Raw genomic sequence first — 20171 nt, forward strand, 5'->3', positions numbered from 1 at the left:
ACATGCGGACTCAGGTACCGGCAAACCCCCATTCGGGTCGGCGCTACCGGTAGACTGGTGGACAATCCCGCGTCCTTGCGGGATTCGTCTGATACAAGCCGAACGACGCAGCCGCTCCCGCCTGCCCGGAGAACGGCCTGTGCTGTGCCAGAAAGGGCGCTTCGTGGCCGATTCCGGCAACCCCAACGAGAACATTCCGTCCACCCCCGGTGAGAGCAGCGCTGCTCCCGCCACGGCCGAGGTGAAGGCTTCGGGTGAGGTGAAAGCCTCGTACGACGCCAGCGCGATCACCGTGCTCGAGGGTCTGGACGCGGTCCGCAAGCGGCCTGGCATGTACATCGGCTCGACCGGTGAGCGCGGTCTCCACCACCTCGTGCAAGAGGTTGTCGACAACTCGGTCGACGAGGCCATGGCCGGGCACGCGGACACCATCGACGTCACGATCCTCGCCGACGGCGGGGTGCGTGTGATCGACAACGGCCGCGGTATCCCGGTCGGCATCGTGCCGTCCGAAGGCAAGCCGGCCGTCGAGGTCGTGCTCACCGTCCTGCACGCGGGCGGAAAGTTCGGCGGCGGCGGCTACGCCGTCTCCGGCGGTCTGCACGGCGTCGGCGTGTCCGTCGTCAACGCCCTGTCCACCCGGGTGGCTGTCGAGGTCAAGACGGACGGCTACCGCTGGACCCAGGACTACAAGTTCGGCGTCCCGACCGCCCCGCTGGCCCAGAACGAGGCCACTGACGAGACGGGCACGTCGGTCACCTTCTGGGCCGACGGGGACATCTTCGAGACGACCGAGTACTCCTTCGAGACGCTCTCGCGGCGCTTCCAGGAGATGGCCTTCCTCAACAAGGGCCTCACCCTCACGCTCACCGACGAGCGGGAGTCGGCGAAGGCGACGGCCGGCGCGGACAGCGCCGAGGCGGTCGACGTTCCCGAGGACGAGCCGGCCCGGACGGTCACGTACCACTACGAAAACGGCATCGTCGACTTCGTGAAGTACCTGAACTCCCGCAAGGGCGACGTCATCCACCAGTCGGTGATCGACATCGAGGCCGAGGACAAGGACCGTCTCCTCTCGGCCGAGATCGCCATGCAGTGGAACACGCAGTACAGCGAGGGGGTCTACTCCTTCGCCAACGCGATCCACACGCACGAGGGCGGTACGCACGAGGAGGGCTTCCGTGCGGCGCTGACCTCGCTGGTCAACCGGTACGCGCGCGACAAGAAGCTGCTGCGCGAGAAGGACGACAACCTCACCGGTGAGGACGTCCGCGAGGGTCTGACGGCGATCATCTCGGTGAAGCTCGGCGAGCCGCAGTTCGAGGGCCAGACGAAGACCAAGCTGGGCAACACGGAGGCCAAGACCTTCGTGCAGAAGGTCGTTCACGAGCAGCTGACGGACTGGTTCGACCGGAACCCCAACGAGGCCGCCGACATCATCCGCAAGGGCATCGCCGCCTCGACCGCCCGTGTGGCGGCCCGCAAGGCGCGTGACCTGACCCGTCGCAAGGGCCTCCTGGAGAGCGCCTCGCTGCCGGGCAAGCTGAGCGACTGCCAGTCCAACGACCCGACGAAGTGCGAGATCTTCATCGTCGAGGGTGACTCCGCCGGTGGTTCGGCGAAGTCCGGCCGTAACCCGATGTACCAGGCCATCCTGCCGATCCGCGGCAAGATCCTGAACGTCGAGAAGGCCCGGATCGACAAGATCCTGCAGAACACCGAGGTCCAGGCACTGATCTCGGCCTTCGGTACCGGGGTCCACGAGGACTTCGACATCGAGAAACTCCGCTATCACAAGATCATTCTGATGGCGGACGCCGACGTCGACGGTCAGCACATCAACACCCTGCTGCTCACCTTCCTCTTCCGCTTCATGCGACCGCTGGTCGAGCACGGGCATATCTACCTGTCGCGCCCGCCGCTCTACAAGATCAAGTGGGGCCGGGACGACTTCGAGTACGCGTACTCGGACCGCGAGCGCGACGCCCTGGTGGCGCTCGGCAAGGAGAACGGCAAGCGGATCAAGGAAGACTCGATCCAGCGCTTCAAGGGCCTCGGCGAGATGAACGCCGAGGAGCTGCGTGTCACCACGATGGACGTCGACCACCGTGTGCTCGGCCAGGTCACGCTCGACGACGCGGCGCAGGCCGACGACCTGTTCTCGGTGCTGATGGGTGAGGACGTCGAGGCACGGCGCTCGTTCATCCAGCGCAACGCCAAGGACGTCCGCTTCCTCGACATCTGAGTCGGCCGTACAAGGAGGAGGGTCCGGCGACCCTCCAAGCCGCAGCGCGAAAGGACTTTGACCAGCAATGGCCGACGAGAACACCCCTGCCCCCGTGACGCCCGAAGAGGTCCCGCCCGTCGAGGGTGTGGGCATGCGTGTCGAGCCCGTCGGGCTCGAGACGGAGATGCAGCGCTCCTACCTCGACTACGCGATGTCCGTCATCGTGTCGCGTGCCCTGCCCGACGTGCGGGACGGCCTCAAGCCCGTCCACCGCCGGGTGCTGTACGCGATGTACGACGGCGGCTACCGGCCCGAGAAGGGCTTCTACAAGTGCGCCCGCGTCGTCGGTGACGTCATGGGTACGTACCACCCGCACGGCGACTCCTCGATCTACGACGCCCTGGTGCGCCTGGCGCAGCACTGGTCGATGCGCATGCCGCTCGTGGACTCCAACGGCAACTTCGGTTCCCCGGGCAACGACCCGGCCGCCGCCATGCGGTACACCGAGTGCAAGATGATGCCGCTGTCCATGGAGATGGTCCGGGACATCGACGAGGAGACCGTCGACTTCAAGGACAACTACGACGGCCGCAACCAGGAGCCGGTGGTTCTGCCGGCGCGCTTCCCGAACCTGCTGATCAACGGTTCGGCGGGCATCGCGGTCGGCATGGCCACCAACATCCCGCCGCACAACCTGCGCGAGGTGGCGTCCGGCGCCCAGTGGTACCTGGAGCACCCGGAGGCCTCGCCGGAGGAGCTGCTCGACGCTCTCCTCGAGCGGATCAAGGGTCCGGACTTCCCGACGGGTGCGCTCGTCGTGGGCCGCAAGGGCATCGAGGAGGCGTACCGCACGGGCCGTGGCTCGATCACGATGCGCGCGGTCGTGGCGGTCGAGGAGATCCAGAACCGCCAGTGCCTGGTCGTGACGGAGCTTCCGTACCAGACCAACCCCGACAACCTCGCGCAGAAGATCGCCGACCTGGTGAAGGACGGCAAGGTCGGCGGCATCGCGGACGTCCGCGACGAGACCTCGTCGCGGACGGGCCAGCGCCTGGTCGTCGTGCTGAAGCGGGACGCGGTCGCCAAGGTCGTACTGAACAACCTGTACAAGCACACCGATCTGCAGACCAACTTCGGCGCCAACATGCTGGCGCTGGTGGACGGGGTGCCGCGCACCCTGTCGATCGACGCGTTCATCCGCCACTGGGTGACGCACCAGATCGAGGTCATCGTCCGGCGCACGAAGTTCCGGCTGCGCAAGGCCGAGGAGCGCGCGCACATCCTGCGCGGCCTGCTCAAGGCCCTGGACGCCATCGACGAGGTCATCGCCCTCATCCGGCGCAGCAACACCGTGGAGATCGCGCGTGAGGGCCTGATGGGCCTGCTGGAGATCGACGAGATCCAGGCGAACGCGATCCTGGAGATGCAGCTGCGCCGGCTGGCCGCGCTGGAGCACCAGAAGATCACCGCCGAGCACGACGAGCTCCAGGCGAAGATCAACGAGTACAACGCGATTCTCGCCTCGCCCGAGCGGCAGCGGCAGATCGTCAGCGAGGAGCTGGCGGCGATCGTCGACAAGTTCGGCGACGACCGGCGCTCCAAGCTCGTGCCCTTCGACGGTGACATGTCCATCGAGGACCTGATCGCCGAGGAGGACATCGTCGTCACGATCTCCCGCAGCGGTTATGTGAAGCGCACGAAGACGGACGACTACCGCTCGCAGAAGCGCGGCGGCAAGGGTGTGCGCGGCACGAAGCTCAGGGAAGACGACATCGTCGACCACTTCTTCGTGTCGACGACGCACCACTGGCTGCTGTTCTTCACCAACAAGGGCCGGGTCTACCGGGCGAAGGCGTACGAGCTCCCGGACGCCGGCCGTGACGCCCGCGGTCAGCACGTGGCGAACCTGCTGGCCTTCCAGCCGGACGAGCAGATCGCGCAGATCCTGGCGATCCGCGACTACGACGCCGCGCCGTATCTGATCCTGGCCACGAAGGGCGGTCTGGTGAAGAAGACCGCGCTGAAGGACTACGACTCGCCGCGATCGGGCGGCGTCATCGCCATCAACCTGCGCGAGACGGCCGACGGATCCGACGACGAGCTGATCGGTGCGGAGCTGGTGTCCTCCGAGGACGATCTGCTGCTCATCAGCAGGAAGGCCCAGTCGATCAGGTTCACTGCGACGGACGACGCGCTGCGCCCGATGGGCCGCGCCACTTCGGGTGTGAAGGGCATGAGTTTCCGCGAGGGAGACGAACTGCTCTCGATGAATGTCGTCAGGCCCGGTACTTTCGTGTTCACTGCCACTGACGGCGGGTACGCGAAGCGGACCCCCGTCGACGAGTACCGCGTCCAGGGTCGCGGTGGCCTGGGCATCAAGGCCGCCAAGATCGTGGAGGACCGGGGCTCGCTGGTCGGCGCGCTGGTGGTCGAGGAGACGGACGAGATTCTCGCCATCACGCTCGGCGGTGGTGTGATTCGTACGCGAGTCAATGAAGTCAGGGAGACGGGCCGTGACACCATGGGCGTCCAACTGATCAATCTGGGCAAGCGAGACGCCGTCGTCGGTATCGCGCGCAACGCCGAGGCAGGTCGCGAGGCCGAAGAAGTCGACGGTCCCGTCGACGCTGACGCCGAAGGCGAGACGGCCGAGGCAGTGACAGCTGAGGCCACCACGGCCGACGCAGCTGCCGAGAGCACGGTCGACGGCACAGTCGAGGGCAACACGTCCTCGACCGGGGAGCACGAGGAGTAAAGCGTGAGTGGAGCCACGGGCGCCGGTTCGGCCGCTTCCGAAGCCGGCGGAAACGGCGCCCGTGGCCCTGCCACGGACTCCCAAGGGGGCACTGTGACGGATACCCGGGGCCCTCAGCCCCAGTACGAGGGTTACGCGACCGGGCCGTTGCCCGGTGAGCGGGAACCCGCACCGGGCCAGGCCGGCCCGTACCACCCTCCGCAGGCCTACCCCTCGCCCCCGGGCGGGACCCAGGGTGGCCGGTCCCACGGGGGGCGGCAGGGGGCCGTGCCGGGCGCAGGCACGGCTCAGGCGACCCGCAGGCCGCGGACGGGGGCGCGGACCACTCCGCGTACCCGTAAGGCGCGTCTGCGCGTGGCCAAGGCCGATCCGTGGTCGGTGATGAAGGTCAGCTTCCTGCTGTCCATCGCGCTCGGCATCTGCACGGTGGTCGCTTCGGCGGTGCTGTGGATGGTCATGGACGCGATGGGCGTCTTCGAGACCGTCGGCGGCACCATCAGCGAGGCGACCGGCTCCAACGAGGGCAACGGCTTCGATCTGCAGTCGTTCCTGTCCCTGCCGCGGGTGCTGATCTTCACCTCGGTCATCGCGGTGATCGACGTGGTTCTGGCGACGGCCCTGGCGACGCTGGGTGCCTTCATCTACAACCTGTCGGCCGGCTTCGTGGGCGGCGTCGAGCTCACGCTGGCCGAGGACGAGTAGCGACGCGGGTATCGATTTTGGGACTGGCCCCGACGTGCGCTAATCTTCTTCACGTCAGCGCGACACAAAAGCGCGGCGGGGCTATAGCTCAGTTGGTTAGAGCGCATCCCTGATAAGGATGAGGCCACAGGTTCAAATCCTGTTAGCCCCACTTGTACGAAGGCCCTCACCGTTCACGGTGGGGGCCTTCGTCGTATGCCGTGCGTTGCGCCCTCCGGCAGGAGCCGGCATGACCGTGACGAGCCGTCTGCCGGGCAGGTCTGCCGGGAGTGTGGCGACGGTGGGGACTGTCAGCCCGTCGTACGGAATCGAGTCGTACGGAATCGACGGGCTGACGCGCGGGGAGGGCGTCCCGTCGCGCTCGTCCGCCGCGACGGACCCGGGCCCGGTGCGCGTCGCCCTGGAGACCCTCGGTGAGCGGACACCGGCAGTCTCTGCATGAACCGGCTCGTCGACGAGGTGCTGCTGATGTACGGGCTCACCGGGGCTCGGCACGCAGGTGTGGGGGCATGAAGAAGGCCCCTGCCGGGGAATCCCGGGCCAGGGGCCTCGCAGTGTCAGGTGCGCCGCTCTCAGGGCGGGAGGAGGGAAGCGTCCCCCGCCGGGGCACCGTGCGAGGCGCGGGCGGTGCCGGTGGTGTTCGTGGTGTCCTTCGTGTCTGCGGACAGCTGCCGGGTGGCGGGTGAGGAGCCGTGCGCCTCGGCGCGGATGCGCTGCTTCATCGTGGGGGGCAGCGCCCGGTCACGCGGAAGGGTCCATCGCACCGACGGGGCGGTCGGAGTTGCCGTGGTCGCGGCCCTGTGCTCGTGGCTCGTGCTCGCCGGCTCCGTGACCGTGGCTTCCGTGGCCGCGGCGGTGGAGCTTGCGAGGCCCAGCGACGCGAGGAGTGCGAAGAACGCGGTGATGAAGGCGGTCCAGATGCTCTTGGCCTTGAAGGTGCTCATGGCCCCTCACTTTCAGGTGGTCCGGTTTGCTTACCTTTCCGATGATGTGGATCCGGCTCGCGATTTCGTGGATCGACGCCACCGATATGCGGTTCTTCAGATGAACACCACTCGTATGGTGCAACCGGCTCCGGAGGGCGGTGTCCGGGCCGGGTTCGGCTCGGGTCCGGGCGGTCTTCCGGTGGCCGTCCGTACCCGGCGGCCGGCGATGCACAATCTTCCGACGATCGCTCTTCCGCAGGCGCCAGTTGGGTTGCGGGGAGGTCACCGGTCGATATCGGCCGATGTGTATAGTCGGGCAGCAGAACTCCCCAATGCCAAGGAAAGACGAGGTCGCGCGGTGAAGAAGCTTCTCCTGGTCGCACTGGCCGCCATCGGCGGGCTCCTCGTGTACCGCCAGATCCAGGCGGATCGCGCCGAGCAGGATCTGTGGACGGAGGCGACTGACTCCGTGCCCGCAGGTTCGGGTGTGTGAGACAGAACAGCCTGTCGCGGGCCCCGGTCGCAGATGCGGCCGGGGCTTCGTGCTGTTGCGGGACCGTGACGCCTGTGCCCTTGAGTTCCCTCAAGCAAATCAATAGGTTGCTTGAGCAAAGAAGCCGGGGTTTCGGTCGAGGGGGCACGGGTGAAGGCACGCAACCAGCACCGCACCGTAAGGGCGGGCACATTGATCGGCGGGGCGCTGTTCGCCCTGGTGGCAGGCGCGATGCCGGCCCTGGCGGACCCGCCCGGCGCGGTTGACGCACCTGCCGAGGTCCGGTCCGACGGGAGCGGCAGCCTGGTCATGGTGCTCGACTCGTCCGGCTCCATGGGGGACGACGACGGCACGGGGCGGACCAGGATGGAGAGTGCCCGCACGGCCGTGGGCACGGTCGTGGACGGCCTTCCCGACGGCTATCCCACCGGTCTGCGTGTGTACGGCGCCGACCAGCCGCAGGGCTGCACGGACACCCGGCTCGTACGCCCGGTGCAGAAGCTCGACCGGGCCGCGATGAAACAGGCCGTCGAGGCCGTGCGCCCCAGGGGCGACACCCCCATCGGCCTGTCGCTCCGGAAGGCGGCGCAGGACCTGCCGGAACCCGCGGGCGGTGCCATCGGTACGCGCACGATCCTGCTGATCTCCGACGGCGAGGACAACTGCGGTACGCCGCAGCCCTGCGAGGTCGCCGAGCAGCTCGGCAAGGAGGGTGTCGGGCTGCGGATCGACACGGTCGGCTTCCAGGTCAAGGGCGCGGCCCGCAAGCAGCTGGAGTGCATCGCGGACGCGGGCAACGGCCGCTACTACGACGCACCGGACGCCAAGGCGCTGGCCCGTCAGCTCCAGCGCGCCGCCCAGCTCTCCGCCGACGGCTACCGCCTGCGCGGCAAGCGGGTGGCGGGCGCGGCCACCGCCGACAGGGCACCCGCGCTCGTACCCGGGCAGTATCTGGACACCATCGGGCCGGGTGAGAAGCGGTACTACGCGGTGGATCTGGACGCCGTGTCCACGGTGGACCTCGCGGCGACGGCGGTGCCGCAACCCGGGGCGGCCGTGGACACGTTCGACGCGCTGAGCACCAGGATCGAGTACGACGAGCACAGCTCCTGCGGGACGGACACCGCGCGCTTCCTGCAGAAGGAGGGTGCGGTTCCGTTGACTTCGGCGGTCGCGCGCATCCGCTCGAAGGAGGGCACCCGCACCTGCGACAGGGCGGGCTCGTACCGGCTGGTGGTGGAGCGGGAGAGCAAGAAGGCTTCCGACGACGCGCGTTGGCCCCTTGAGCTGGTGTACGGGGTCGAGGCGCCGCTGGCGAAGGGTGTGACGCCCGCCCAGTCGCAGACGGAGTACGGCCCGGGCGGCAAGGAGGCCACGCTGCCGACGGGTGACCCCCGTGACGTGCGCGGCGGCACCGGGTTCAACGACGCCGAGACGATCGGACAGGGAGTGTGGCGCGACCGGATCCTGCCGTCCCAGACGCTCTGGTACAAGGTTCCGGCGGGCTGGTGCCAGCAGGTGCGCTACGACGTGGAGTTCGCGAACGAGCCCACGGTGGACGGCACCACCGGAACGCTCTCCTACGGCGCGACCCAGCTCTACACTCCGGCGCGTCACCCGCTCACCGGGGGAGGCGAGTTCAACCCGAGCGCGATGTACAGCGGCCGTCCTTCGGCAGTGGCGATGGGTGGGGTCCCGGTCGCCTGGACCAACCGCTACGAGAACCGGACCGACGTCCAGCCGGTGCACGCAGGGGGCGGCTTCTACATCTCGGTGACGCTGGGCGCGCAGGCCGCCGAGATCGCGGAGAATCCGCAGATCGGTCTGGTGCTGAGGGTGTCGGTGCTCGGCGACGAGCGGACCGGTCCGGAACACGGCGCCCCCGTGGCGGCGAAGAAGTCCGGCGGTGAGGCCGCACAGGATGCGGACAAGAAGGGCGATTCGATCGCGTCCGCAGACAGCAGTGGTGCGGGAGGGGCAGGATGGACCGGCATCGCGGCTGCTGCCGGGGCGGCCGTCATGGCCGCGCTGGTCGCCGTGTTCGTATATGTACGCAGCCGCCGCGGGGCAGCCGCACGGACGACGAGGGGAAGCGCGTGATGAGGCAGCGCAGCAGAGGCCGGGTGACGCTGGCCGCGGCCGCGGCGATGTGCGCGGTGGCGGCGCTGCCGGGACAGGCGTACGCGGACGGTGAGGCCGCCTCGTACACCTTCGACCCGGAGGCGAAGGCGGTGAGCGGCGCGGAGGTGAACACCGATGCGACGGAGCTCAAGGCCGGTTCGGTCTACAAGAGTTCGATCAAGGTCGGCCAGAAGCTCTACTACCGACTGAACCTGGACGCGACGACGAACGCGTACGTCTCGGCCGTCGTCGTGCCCGAGGGCGGCGGCAAGGTGGCCTACGGGGACGGCATCACGGTCAGCATCAGGGACAGCTCGGATCTGCAGTGCAGCTCCGAGGACGCCCTCTTCGAGTCCGCGGAGTTCCCCCGTCCGATCACCGCGTACGCCTACCGGGTCGTGGAGAAGGACAGCAGCAGTTGTCAGGGCCCCGGTACGTACAACGTCCTGGTCGAGCGGGAGAGCAAGGCCACCTCGGGGCCGGAGGACTGGGAGCTGGAACTGCGGTACGCGGCGGAGCCGCAACTCGGTGAGGGCGCTGCGATGCCGACCGAGGCGCCGGAGAACTGGCCGTCCGCGTCGCCCGCACCACCCACGCCCGCCGCCGACAACCGCAGGCACGGCGGCAGCAGTTACTACGACGCCACGAGCCTGGAGACCGGCGAGTGGAAGGACGAGATCAAGCCGGGGCAGACCCTCTTCTACCGGGTTCCGGTGGACTGGGGGCAGCAGATCTTCGCGACGGCCGGCCTCGGCAACAACCCCGCTTCCGACGAGTTCATCGGCAACGCACTCGCGATGTCCCTGGACAACCCGGCCCACGGCCATGTCGACGATGCCTCGCCCATGTCGTACTCGGGCAAGCCGGCCTCCGTCTCCCTCGATCCGGTGCCGCCGGTCGCGTACCGCAACAGGTTCGATTCGAGCAGCAGCGTCAGCGCCATGCGCTTCGCGGGCTGGTACTACCTGTCCGTCTCGCTGAGCCCCGCGGTCGCCAAGGACTACGGCACCAAGCCGTTCCCGCTGACGCTGTCCGTCAAGGTCGACGGAAAGGCCGTAGAGACGCCGTACGCGGGCGACGCCGGGATCTTCGCGGTCACGGAGAACGACAAGGACCTGGCCAAGAGCGGCCAGAGCGGCCCGCAGGCCGCCGAGAGCAAGAGCAACACCATGAGGCTGGTCGGAGCGGCCGGTATCGGCGCGGGCGCCGTGCTGGTCCTCGCGCTGGGCGCGTGGATGCTGATCGCGCGGCGCCGCGCGGCCGCCGCCGGCGGTCAGCCCCCGTACGGAGGGCCGCCGCAGGCCTGGTAGCCGGCCGACGGGCCCTGACCGGGCCCGCCCCTCCCGCTCAGGCCTGGGTCAGCGCCCAGATGCCCACGGCGAAGCAGATCAGCGCCACCAGCAGCACCGGGACCGCCACCTTCGGGGACGGTCCCGGACGCGTTTGCGGGGCGTGCGCAGCCGCGTGCGGCGTGGGCGAGGGCGCGTGGGCCGCCACCGGGGGCTGCGGGTGCTGGGCGGTGTAGGCGCGGGTGAGCGCCTGTTCGTGCTGCACCGCGGAGGTGGGGGCCTGCGAGGGATCCGGGATGGCGGCGGGGAAGGGAGCCGCTGGGTGCGGAGTCAGGGGATGAGCGGCCTGGGGCGCGGGGGCGGGGTGCTGCGGGGGCGGAGGCAGGTGGAAGCTGCCCGTCTCCGACATCGCGGCCGGGGGCTGTGCGTAGGCCTGCTGTCCGGTGGCCTGCTGTCCTGTTGCCGGCTGTCCGATCGGCTGGGCCTGGGCCTGGGCCTGGGCCTGCGGGGCCTGGGGAGCCTGCGGCTGCTCGGCCTGTACGGGACCGGTGGGGCCGAATCCCGCGGGCAGTGGGCCGATCTGGTCGAAGACCTCCACCGGCTCCTCGCCGATCCCGGGCTCCGGCAGCATCTCGACGGCGGCCGTCAGGGCCTTGCGCGCACCCGTGGCGGTACGGAACCGGGCCTGCGGGTCCGGCTGCAGCAGCCCCGCGAGGACCTGCCAGAGCGGCTCGGGGATGCCCTGCGGGGCGCTGGGCGTCCCGTACGAGGCGAAGTGCTCGACGAGCGCCTGGGAGTCGGGCTTCTTGCCCTGGAGCAGATACAGGGCGACGAGGCCGACCGCGAAGAGGTCCGCGGAGAAGTCCGGCTCCGCGCCCAGCATCTGCTCGGGTGCGAAGTAACCCGGCGTCCCCACCACGTAGTTCGTCTCCGTGAGGCGGGGCTCGCCCTTGCGCATGGAGATACCGAAGTCGGACAGCCGCAGATGCGGCCGGCCTGTGCCGGTGGCCTCCATCAGGATGTTGGCGGGCTTGATGTCCCGGTGCACGACCCCCTCGGCGTGCACCGTCGACAGCCCGGACAGCAGCTGGTCGAGCAGCGTGCAGACGAACCTCGGGGGCAACGGGCCGTAGTCGCCGATGACATGGGCCAGCGAACCGCCGCTGACCAGGTCCATGGTGAACAGGACCTTGTCGTCGTCCGCCGCCCAGCTCGCCGGGGCGAGCACGTGCGGATGCTCGATCCGCAGCGCCTGCTCGCGCACGAAGCGCAACAGCGTGTGCGCGTCGCTCTGCTGGAGGACCTTGGCGGCCACATACCGGCGGCGCCGGTGGTCCCAGGCACGCCAGACAGCACCGACCCCACCACGTCCGATCGGATCGATCAGTTCGTACCGACCAGCGAAGACCTCACCCATTGCGCTGCGCCCGCTCCCCGTTCCTGTCTCGGCCCGTGCGTGTCTCTGTGCCTGCGCCCGGTCTAGTTCTGGTGTCCCTCGTAGTGCGCCACCGCGTCCGCGGTGCGCCCTGCGCCGTACACCCTGAGGAACTCTGCCAGTTCGGGGTGGGTCGGGGCGAGGGAGTCGGCGGCATCGATGATGTCACCGGCGGCTGCGACGGAGCGCAGCAGCGACTGGATCTCGCGGACGACGCGTCGCACGGTGGGGGCGCCGCCAGTCGTCGTGGTCTGGCCGGTGGCGGTGAGCACGGAACCTCCCTGGGACTTCTTGATCTCTTCCATGCGGTCGGTCGCCTCTCCCGCGCTGACGCTGCCGTCCGCCACCTGACTGGACAGTTCCTGGAGCGCCTGGACGCGCTGGACGACTGCGGGATTGCCGATCTTCGCCCGCTGGCCGCTCATGAGCTGGGAGAGCATGGGGGCGGACAGCCCGAGGACCGCGGCGAGCCGGGCCTGGTTCAGGCCGAGATCATCTATCAGCCGCCGGAAGAGCGCGCCGAGCGGCTCTCCGTACCAGCTGCGCTGAAGATCCCTGGCTCTGGCCGTTGCCTCTTGCTGCGCTGCATCCATGGCGTCTCCCCTTCGCTGCGGCTTCGCTGCTGCGAACCTCGCCGAGCATCTTACGGAGCGTGGTTGCCAACCGGGAGTCCCTATCCTTTTGGAGGTTTCAGGGGGTCACCCGGTACTCTGGTCTCCGGCGGTGGCCACGACGCGTGATGTCGGGTGCTGTTTGCTGTTCGGGGCCTTAGCTCAGTTGGTAGAGCGCTGCCTTTGCAAGGCAGATGTCAGGAGTTCGAATCTCCTAGGCTCCACACGTACAGAACCCCCTGACCTGCGGAAACGTGGTTAGGGGGTTGCTTTTTTTGCCCCGATTCCCCATGCCCGATGCCCGCTTTTCCTGCGGCAGGGAGAGCAGCCCAGATCCACAGCAGCCGGCCACTCACAGGTCCTCGGCCTCGACGAAGCCGAAGGCCTGTCCCATACGCACCAGTGCCTGCCTGACGAGGAGCAGACGCGCCTCTTCATCCATGCGCGGTGGCGCGGTCACCGTCACCGCCATCCCGGGCAGGGCCTTCCGGTCGGTCGGTCCGAACCGGGAGAAGTCGATCAGCTCTTTGAGATCCGGTTCCGCTTCGTTGCAAGGGCGTTCCGCACTGAGCCTCAACTCGACCGTGGGGGGACCCGTCCACTGTGGTCTGTCCAGGTTCACCCCGGCCAGGGCCGGCAGCGCCTCCGCCGCGATCGTCCAGGCGACGAAGAGGATCGCGACGACCTCTTCCAGAGCGAGACGGGTGCCCGAAAGTTCCTCCTCGGAGTACCGGCCGAAGGGCGGAGGAGTCCTCGTCCGATGCCACCCGTCCACGCCGTCCACCCGCAGATCGACACACGTCACCACCGCTGAATCGAGCGAGTGCGGCAGGGCCACCATGGCCTCTGCGGTCGCGTCGGAGCCGCGGACGAACGGAACGGTGCTGGAGTAGCTCGCCGAGTCCAACGCGTTCCGGTGCGGTCCCGCTTCCCACCTCGAAGCACTGCGTGACCACGAGGTGGTGCCCGACCGTCCTCGGTGCTCGTTCAGTTGGGCCACCGTGTTCGTGAAGACGTCGAGCGAGTTGGAGTTCACGAGACCACGGCGCGCCTTTGCCGTGATCTCCAGCTCGGAAGCGTTCGCGAGCGGGAGCGTGACGAGCGCCCGGATCCGGAGCTGCGGAGGCCGAACCTCCCCCGTCCAATTCCTGGCTCCACGGGTGATCCCGAAGCCGATGCCCGGTTTCGGCTCCCATACCCACGTGCGTGTGCCACGTCGCACCAGACGTCCGGGCCCCCACTTTCCTGCCGCCACGTCGACCGATTTGACGTCCTTGTCGATGACAACTGGTCCGAGATCCCGATCGGTCCCGGTGTCGGGGTACCCGATGGTGGCGGTTGTGCCTCCTCCGGCGGCCATGAGCGCGTCCCAGACCGGCTGCGGGATGGCCATCGCCCGTCGGGAGGGGACACTGCACAGCACCCAGGCAGGATGGGAAGGCGACGCGGGGGCCAAGTGCTGGAAGGCGCCGCGTCCCTCGTTGTCCCAGAACACCTCGGACATGGCCGCGCCCACGGGGTTCGTGCGCCTCAAGGCGGCGTACGCGGCCTGGAAGTCCGCTGTGCCGCCGCCCATCCCCTGACCGATCCGGGGAAGCGGTGCGGAGGGCCTTTCGTGCGTGCTGGAGACCGCCTCCTGCACCAGTTGCGTCAGGCTATCGAGGCCGGGCATCCCCGCCGCTGTCCAACCGGTGTGCAGGAGACGGTGAATCTCCTCCCTCGGCAGCCAGTGGGTGCTGTCGGACTCGCGGATCGGCACCGCGATCGTGGAGGGGTTGACCTTGCCCGGCTTGCCCACCGGGGCTGCTACGACGTAGGGAAAGTTGGCCGGTGGCTGCTCCGGTACGTCGATGAAGAGGACGGACGAGCCGTCATCGCAGTCGCTCCACGCGACGGTGACCCCTCGCGGAGCGGGCGTGATGCGTTCGCGTATGAGGTCGCTGTACTGCTTCGTGTTCACCGAGGAACGGTCGAAGGGGACCAGCCGTTCGAGGATCTCCGCTCCGTCTTCCACGCGTGTACTGATCCCGAGCACGATCAGCCCGCCGACGGACGTGTTCGCGAACGCCGCGACGTCCTTGGCCAGCTCTTCGACGTGCTTGGGATCCCTGAGCTTGTAGGGCTCGCGCTTGGCGTCCAGCCAGGAGGACTCGCGCAGGCCCAGGAGAGCGGCAGGGTGACCGGCGCGCAGAGCTGAGCGGGCTTCGTGAAGATCAGTTGCCGCCATCGGATCAGTATCCTGGCGCGCCGCCACGAGGCAATGGTTTTCCGGAGTCCGCCCGCGGTGATCCACCGCACGCCGAGGCGGTGCGGTGGATCACCGCGGGCGGAGCCCTACCGACTCCAGGACCATGGGACGGCGGGGCGGCCGTGGGTGTCCAGGCCGTACGGCAGGAGTGATTCCACGGGGAGACAGGCTGCTGCCCGGGCCCGGCGGGCGAGGTCCTCGGTCTTGCGGGAACCGGCCTTCCGAAGGGCCGCCAGGAGGGGTTCACCGCAGGCGGCGGTGCCCCAGTTGAGGTCGACCTGCGAGGCGGGGTCCCGGTCCAGAAGCTCCTGTACCGCCTCGTCCGCTCCGGCTTCCATGAGCGCTTCGAGGAGCCGGGTCACACTGTTCGGGTGGCTGAGACTCGCACCCGTAGCGCGCTCGACGAGGATGTCGCGCGGGCCGGACAGCCCTGCGGCGTTCAGGGCCGTCAGCAGGGAAGCGACACCCATGGTGTGGTCGAGGCCGATGCCGTCGGCGGCACGCTCGGCGAAGGAGCGAGCAGTATCGTCCGCCCCCACGGCACTCATGATCTCCAGGAGCGTCGCATGTGCGTCGGGTTCCATGGCGAAGGCGATATCGGCTTGATCCACGAGGCCTCGGTCGAGCAGCTTCGCTACGGCGGCCGGCGCATCAGCGGTGTGGCAGTACCACGCGAGGAGACTGACATCGCCCAAGTCCGTGCCGGTGGACTGAGCGACGCTGTGCTCGGCCAGCTCCTGCGCGGCCTCCGGGGCGCCTCCCTCGGACAGGGCGAGCACCGAGAGCAGTCCGTGTCCCGTGCCCGCTTCCGCCTTGGCGCGTGCCACGAACACGTCGATGGCGCGCTCGGCGCCGACTGCCACCAGGACTTCGACGACCCCTTGCAGAAACTCGGATACGTGCCAGTCGACGTCGTCGACGAGCTTCTCCGCCATGGCCTCGAACACGTCGGTGGCTCCGATGCTCCGCAGAGCCGTGAGCAGGGGTTGGACCTCCTGCGGATCCTCGTACCAGACATGAGCGGGCAGGTCCCGCTGAAGCAGCTTCGACAGGGCTTGCTCATGGCCGGCCGAGTGCAGTAGTTCCAGGATCGTGGTGATGACTCCCGGGTCATCCAGGCTGATCTCGGCCGAGGCGCGATCGGCCAGAACGGCGAATTCGCTCATGGCGCCCACCTCCTGGAGGAAGCCGAGCAAATCGCAGACGCCACTCTCGCTGAAGACATCATCCGGGTCCACGAGCCCGACCTGCCGGGCCGGGCCGCGGTTCAACAGCTTCTGGACGGCGTCGTCGGCCCCGGCCGCGCGCAGGACGTGCAGCAGGCTCAGCGTGAGGGAGACATCAGTCAGCCCGATCCGGGACTCGGGTGTGAGGGACACCAGCGACCGTACGGCCGTCTCGGCCCCTGCCTGCCACAACTCCTCCATCAGGAAGGGCAGCTCGTCGGGGTCCAGGTTCGCGGCCGCGGTGACTGCTCGGCTCGCGAAGGACTCCAGGAGCTCGGAGGCACCGGCCGCGCTCAGAGCCCGGATCAGGGAGGCGACCGCCCCCATGTCATCCGGTGCGAGGCAGAGACCGTCGGCAGCGCGCTGCGCCAGCGACCGGAAGGCACCGTCCGTCGCGACCCTCCCGATCTGGGGCAGGGCGAAGGCGAGCGCACGAGGGGCGAGCTGATCGGCTTGGAGCACCAGCGCGTCCACCAGTGCGTGGACGATCTCGGAAGAGGCTCCCCGGTCCGACAGGCGTGCGGCCAAGGACCCGGCATCCCACGCATCCATCGGGTCGGTCTGATCGACCAGCCGGTGGGCGAGCGCGTCGATGGATCCTTGGGCTCCTGCCGCACCCAACGCTGCGAAGAGCCGGTTCACTTTATGCTGATCGGACAGGTCGACCTGTTCCACTGCCCAGCGGGCGAACGTGCCGGCGGCCGGGTGCGTCGCGGTGCGTTCGACGATCCGGATCAGGGCATGGTCGCTGCCCGCGAGGGCCGCCTTGCGGTCCAGGTCGAGGGCGTACCGGAAGAGCCCGCGCTCCCAGGCGGATTTCTGAAGCCCTTCGAGGGCCGCGATGTCCGTGGTGTGACAGCAGAGGGCTTCCCACAGCGCAGCCGAACCGGCCTGGTCGACGCGGACGCCGGGGATGTGCTGGCACAAGTAGTCAGTGGGTTCGTACACGGGTGAGCTTCCGGCGGCGTCCCGTCGGGCCCTCAGCGGCGTCAGAGTGCAGCGGATGTCGGTACGGGTCCCATCGCCTCGTTCACCACGGGTCAGCGCGTCAAGGAGGGGCGCCGCCCACTCCTCGCGCGCCGCCCGGTGGTGCGGGGCGAGCGTGCCGTCGGCGGCCTGCGCCAGGAGAGCCGCGGGCAGCGGGGCGGTATGGCCGAACCGATGGGCGTCGAGTGCCGCGGTGATCAACGCGTGCTCGTGGCGCGTGAAGTGGTCGTCCGGACCGCTCAGATAGGCGTCGAGCAGTTCCGGGCCGCCGCTGAGATGCTGCACGATGCGCCCGTCCTGCGCGCCGGCCCGCTCGGCGTATTTCAGGCGATCGTCCTCGTGGTGTTCGGCAAGCTTGCGCCACTGGTCCCGCTCCTCGGGAGACAGCTCGCCCGGCACCCGGATCCGGTGCGCATGGGCGCCGATGAGCAGGGCCCGTGCATGGGGATGAGGGTCCCGGGGCCTTCCTTGCGCAGTCAGCTCCTGCCAGTACGGGTTCTGCCACAGGGTGGCGACGGCCGCCACTCCCCGGTGCCGGTCCAGGAACAGCCGCAGTTGGGCGGCGGCCCGCTCGCCCTCGCTGTCGTGAAGGATCCGCTGGAACTCGTTCAACCACAGCACGGTTCCGGGACGTACCGCCCCATCGGCGAGCAGTGACAGCAGGTCCTGCGCGGTTGCGGGCCGTAGCAGCGGCTGCCTGGGGGCTACTTCACGCACCGCCTCGTAGAGGGCGCGCGTCTTTCCGGTCGAAGACTCCCCGGTCAGTACCAGGAGGGCTGAAGACCCGCCGGAGAGGGCCTCCCTGATCCGGGTGCGTACCTCTCTGTCCAGGGCACGGCTCAGGTACGGAGACAGGGCGGGCAGTATCCGGTGCCGCGCCGTGGGCAAGGGAGCCGCGTGCACTTCCAGTTGCTCAGCTGTCAGGTCCGATACGGATTCCTCTTCCTCCGGCTGTTCCCCCGAGGGCATGCGGCGCTCTCGCGCCTGCTCGTCGCGGGCCTTCTCCAGCAGGTTCCGCAGCTCGCGTCCCGGCGGAGGCTCCTGTGCCCAGTCGGCCCACAGGGCTGCCAGGGCCAAGACCTTGTCGTCGCTGCCCGACTGGGGCAGCTTGAACGCGGCCGCGTCCCGCGGCGCCCAGTCGCTGATCCGCTTCCTGGAGAAGCCCCGAGCGCCGGGAGGAGCAGATGACGCCTTGAGCGCCGTCTCCACCGTGCTCTGACTGGACGACAGCCCCTGAGCCTTCCGGTGGGCCTCCGCACGCTGACGCAGTCTGCTCAGCAACTCCCACACGCGTCCTTCGGCCGAACCCATGCGTGCGCGCCTTCCCCCTTGCCCGGGCCACCCGTAACGGGCGCTTCGGGCGATGTCCCGTGGTGGCGTCGACCAGCAGAGTAGTTCGCCGGCTGCCCGGTACACCCGGGTTCCGCCGGATGCGGCGGTACGCGGAACCAGGGTGTGGGTGCCGTACCGGGCCGATGCTCCGGCACGGCGGCCATCCGCCCGTCAGACCCGAGAGGTTCCCCATGTTCCGTAGCCACGAGAAGCCCGAACCCGACTGCGTGCCGGGCCCGGCGGAGGACGGAGAAGAGGGCCGGCCTCGGTCGCTGTGGCAGGAGGCCCGCCGCCGGGTCCTGCTCGGGGTGGCGGGAGCGGCCGCACCGGCGCTCCTGGCACTGCTGGAACGGTGGGCTCGGCGCTAGGGCCCGGGCCGGTTCCCGTCGCTCACGGCCCCGCCCGGCCGGACCCACTCACCCGTGGCTGACCTGCGACAATGAAGGTCATCGCCAAGGAGGTCCGACTGTCAACGGGGAGATCGATGAGCCGTCGCATGTCGCAGGGCGCCCTGGTCGTCGGCTCGGTCGGAGCCCTGATCAACCTGGTGGACGTGGTCGTGTCGGGGCGTCCGGAGCCGCACCACGTCTTCGCCGCAGTGGTCGCGCTCGGTGCGGGAGCCGAGCTGCTCAAGGACCGGCGGCCCGGGGCTGCGCGGGTGTTGCGCACCGTCGCATCGGTGTTGCTGGTGGTTGCCGGATCCGTCGGGGGCTACGGGGCATGGGCCGCACTCTTCAAGGGCGAGGCCTTTGACTGGCTCTACCTGGTACTCGGAGTGGTGGTCGTGCTGTACGCCGTCGTCGGCGCTGTCCAGCTGCGAGGGTCCCGGGACAGCCGCCGCGCTTAGTCCACGCGGGACGGGCGCCGGAAGACCCTGAGGTCTTCCGGCGCCCGTCCCGCGTGCTGTCCGGCTGTGGAAAGGGAAATCACCGGCTGGTCAGAGGCGGTCGTCCGGGTCCTGCCCGTCCGGGGCGTCCAGTCCCTCCGCCTCCGCATCGGACTGCTTGGCCCGTACCTCCGGGTCCAGGATCGTCTGGCCGCTGCCGTCGACCGAGGTCAGCGGGTCACGGTCGTCGACCTCGGTGGGGGCGGGGGGCTCGACCAGCCAGTCGGGGTTGGCCTGCTTGTCCCACCACCGCCAGACGGCATAGGCGCCGCCCGCAAGGAGTCCGGCCACGGCCAGCCCCTTGAACGCACGGCCGCACTTGGCCCGCCGTTCGTGCTTCCGGGCCAGCTTCCTGATCTCCTTAGCGGTGACCTGCCCGCGCAGAGCAGCCAGTGCGGCGGCGCTGCGGGCCGTGGCCTCCTCGGCCACGGGCTGCGCGGTGGCGAGGGCGTGCTCGAAGCGGGGGACGGTGTAGTCCGCGGCGCTCCGGGCGGCCTGGCGGGTGCGCAGCGCGGCGCGCTGCGCGGCCTCGTCGACCTTGGGGGGCACGTGTGCGAGGGCGAGTTCGAGACGTGGTGCGAGGTGTGCGTCGTACTGGACACGGGCCTGCTGAGCTGCCTTCGACACCTTCGGCGCGAGCAGTGTGCGGGCCTCGTGCGCATAGTGAACGGCCTGCTCCTTGGCCGAGTCGGCGTAGGGCGCCACCACTACCGCGGCGTGCTGCACGCTGTCCCTCGCCGAGTCGGTTGCGGCGCGCACGCTGTCGATGCGGGTCACGGGATCCTCCTCCTTGGTGGCGGGTAGGTACTCCGCCTATCCACCCAGTTCGAGATCATGCCTGCAGGGGACCTGTGCGGCACGCGGAGCGGGCATCCGGGTCATCAGGGATGCCCCGGGGCAAGCAGGTGCAAGGGGAGCCTGCCGACGACAATG

Annotated in this window: 15 protein-coding genes and 2 tRNA genes; 11 read left to right on the forward strand and 6 right to left on the reverse strand. The window is 69.2% G+C overall.

Annotation, left to right across the window (positions count from 1 at the left end; genetic code table 11):
* Window positions 1–139: 139 nt before the first annotated feature.
* From gyrB to ACIOEW_RS14835, 5 genes are all read left to right on the forward strand, one after another.
* Complete coding sequence (gene gyrB, locus ACIOEW_RS14815) at window positions 140–2245, forward strand: DNA topoisomerase (ATP-hydrolyzing) subunit B (RefSeq protein WP_362539987.1); 2106 nt, start codon at window positions 140–142, stop codon at window positions 2243–2245.
* 67 nt (window positions 2246–2312) lie between these two features.
* Window positions 2313–4982, forward strand: coding sequence for a DNA gyrase subunit A (gyrA, locus tag ACIOEW_RS14820; protein WP_401964106.1), 2670 nt, complete (start codon window positions 2313–2315; stop codon window positions 4980–4982).
* A 93-nt stretch (window positions 4983–5075) separates the two neighbouring features.
* The gene (locus tag ACIOEW_RS14825) at window positions 5076–5684 is read left to right on the forward strand and encodes a DUF3566 domain-containing protein (RefSeq protein WP_362539982.1); all 609 of its coding nucleotides are present in this window, start codon (window positions 5076–5078) and stop codon (window positions 5682–5684) included.
* Between the two features lie 77 nt (window positions 5685–5761).
* Window positions 5762–5835 (forward strand) — tRNA-Ile (locus ACIOEW_RS14830).
* 78 nt (window positions 5836–5913) lie between these two features.
* Window positions 5914–6126, forward strand: coding sequence for a hypothetical protein (locus ACIOEW_RS14835; RefSeq protein WP_401964108.1), 213 nt, complete (start codon window positions 5914–5916; stop codon window positions 6124–6126).
* Window positions 6127–6256: 130 nt separating this feature from the next.
* On the opposite strand, the gene ACIOEW_RS14840 is transcribed toward ACIOEW_RS14835, so the two are convergent.
* Window positions 6257–6628, reverse strand: a complete 372-nt coding sequence (locus ACIOEW_RS14840; RefSeq protein WP_362539976.1) for a DUF6344 domain-containing protein — start codon at window positions 6626–6628, stop codon at window positions 6257–6259.
* 340 nt (window positions 6629–6968) lie between these two features.
* Between ACIOEW_RS14840 and ACIOEW_RS14845 the strand changes: the two genes are divergently transcribed.
* The 3 genes from ACIOEW_RS14845 (at window position 6969) to ACIOEW_RS14855 (ending at window position 10534) form a co-directional block, all read left to right on the forward strand.
* A complete protein-coding gene (locus tag ACIOEW_RS14845; RefSeq protein ID WP_003958712.1) occupies window positions 6969–7103 on the forward strand; it encodes a DLW-39 family protein in 135 nt (44 codons plus the stop codon).
* A gap of 231 nt (window positions 7104–7334) precedes the next feature.
* Window positions 7335–9203, forward strand: a complete 1869-nt coding sequence (locus tag ACIOEW_RS14850; RefSeq protein ID WP_401964449.1) for a VWA domain-containing protein — start codon at window positions 7335–7337, stop codon at window positions 9201–9203.
* On the forward strand, window positions 9203–10534 hold the full coding sequence (locus ACIOEW_RS14855) for a hypothetical protein (protein WP_401964110.1): 1332 nt from the start codon (window positions 9203–9205) through the stop codon (window positions 10532–10534). The genes ACIOEW_RS14850 and ACIOEW_RS14855 overlap by 1 nt, the downstream gene beginning before the upstream one ends.
* A 37-nt stretch (window positions 10535–10571) precedes the next feature.
* Here ACIOEW_RS14855 and ACIOEW_RS14860 read toward each other — a convergent pair whose 3' ends face one another.
* The gene (locus ACIOEW_RS14860) at window positions 10572–11930 is read right to left on the reverse strand and encodes a serine/threonine-protein kinase (RefSeq protein ID WP_401964112.1); all 1359 of its coding nucleotides are present in this window, start codon (window positions 11928–11930) and stop codon (window positions 10572–10574) included.
* Window positions 11931–11992: 62 nt separating this feature from the next.
* Window positions 11993–12541, reverse strand: coding sequence for a DNA-binding protein (locus ACIOEW_RS14865; protein ID WP_362539967.1), 549 nt, complete (start codon window positions 12539–12541; stop codon window positions 11993–11995).
* Between the two features lie 169 nt (window positions 12542–12710).
* Here ACIOEW_RS14865 and ACIOEW_RS14870 point away from each other — a divergent pair.
* A tRNA-Ala gene (locus ACIOEW_RS14870) sits at window positions 12711–12783 on the forward strand.
* A gap of 128 nt (window positions 12784–12911) precedes the next feature.
* On the opposite strand, the gene ACIOEW_RS14875 is transcribed toward ACIOEW_RS14870, so the two are convergent.
* Together ACIOEW_RS14875 and ACIOEW_RS14880 are read right to left on the reverse strand one after the other, a co-directional pair.
* A complete protein-coding gene (locus ACIOEW_RS14875; RefSeq protein WP_401964114.1) occupies window positions 12912–14786 on the reverse strand; it encodes an RNA-binding domain-containing protein in 1875 nt (624 codons plus the stop codon).
* A 107-nt stretch (window positions 14787–14893) separates the two neighbouring features.
* Entirely contained in the window at window positions 14894–18331 is a 3438-nt protein-coding gene (locus ACIOEW_RS14880) for a hypothetical protein (protein WP_401964115.1), read from the reverse strand.
* Between the two features lie 212 nt (window positions 18332–18543).
* On the opposite strand from ACIOEW_RS14880, the gene ACIOEW_RS14885 reads away from it, so the two are divergent.
* Together ACIOEW_RS14885 and ACIOEW_RS14890 are read left to right on the forward strand one after the other, a co-directional pair.
* On the forward strand, window positions 18544–18720 hold the full coding sequence (locus tag ACIOEW_RS14885; protein WP_401964116.1) for a hypothetical protein: 177 nt from the start codon (window positions 18544–18546) through the stop codon (window positions 18718–18720).
* A 116-nt stretch (window positions 18721–18836) separates the two neighbouring features.
* On the forward strand, window positions 18837–19199 hold the full coding sequence (locus tag ACIOEW_RS14890; protein WP_362539956.1) for a hypothetical protein: 363 nt from the start codon (window positions 18837–18839) through the stop codon (window positions 19197–19199).
* 90 nt (window positions 19200–19289) lie between these two features.
* Here ACIOEW_RS14890 and ACIOEW_RS14895 read toward each other — a convergent pair whose 3' ends face one another.
* Window positions 19290–20015: a DUF5324 family protein gene (locus ACIOEW_RS14895; protein WP_362539954.1), complete on the reverse strand. Its 726-nt coding sequence runs from the start codon at window positions 20013–20015 to the stop codon at window positions 19290–19292.
* Window positions 20016–20171: the final 156 nt, after the last annotated feature.

Source organism: Streptomyces sp. NPDC087901 (assembly GCF_044742205.1).
Classification (GTDB): domain Bacteria; phylum Actinomycetota; class Actinomycetes; order Streptomycetales; family Streptomycetaceae; genus Streptomyces.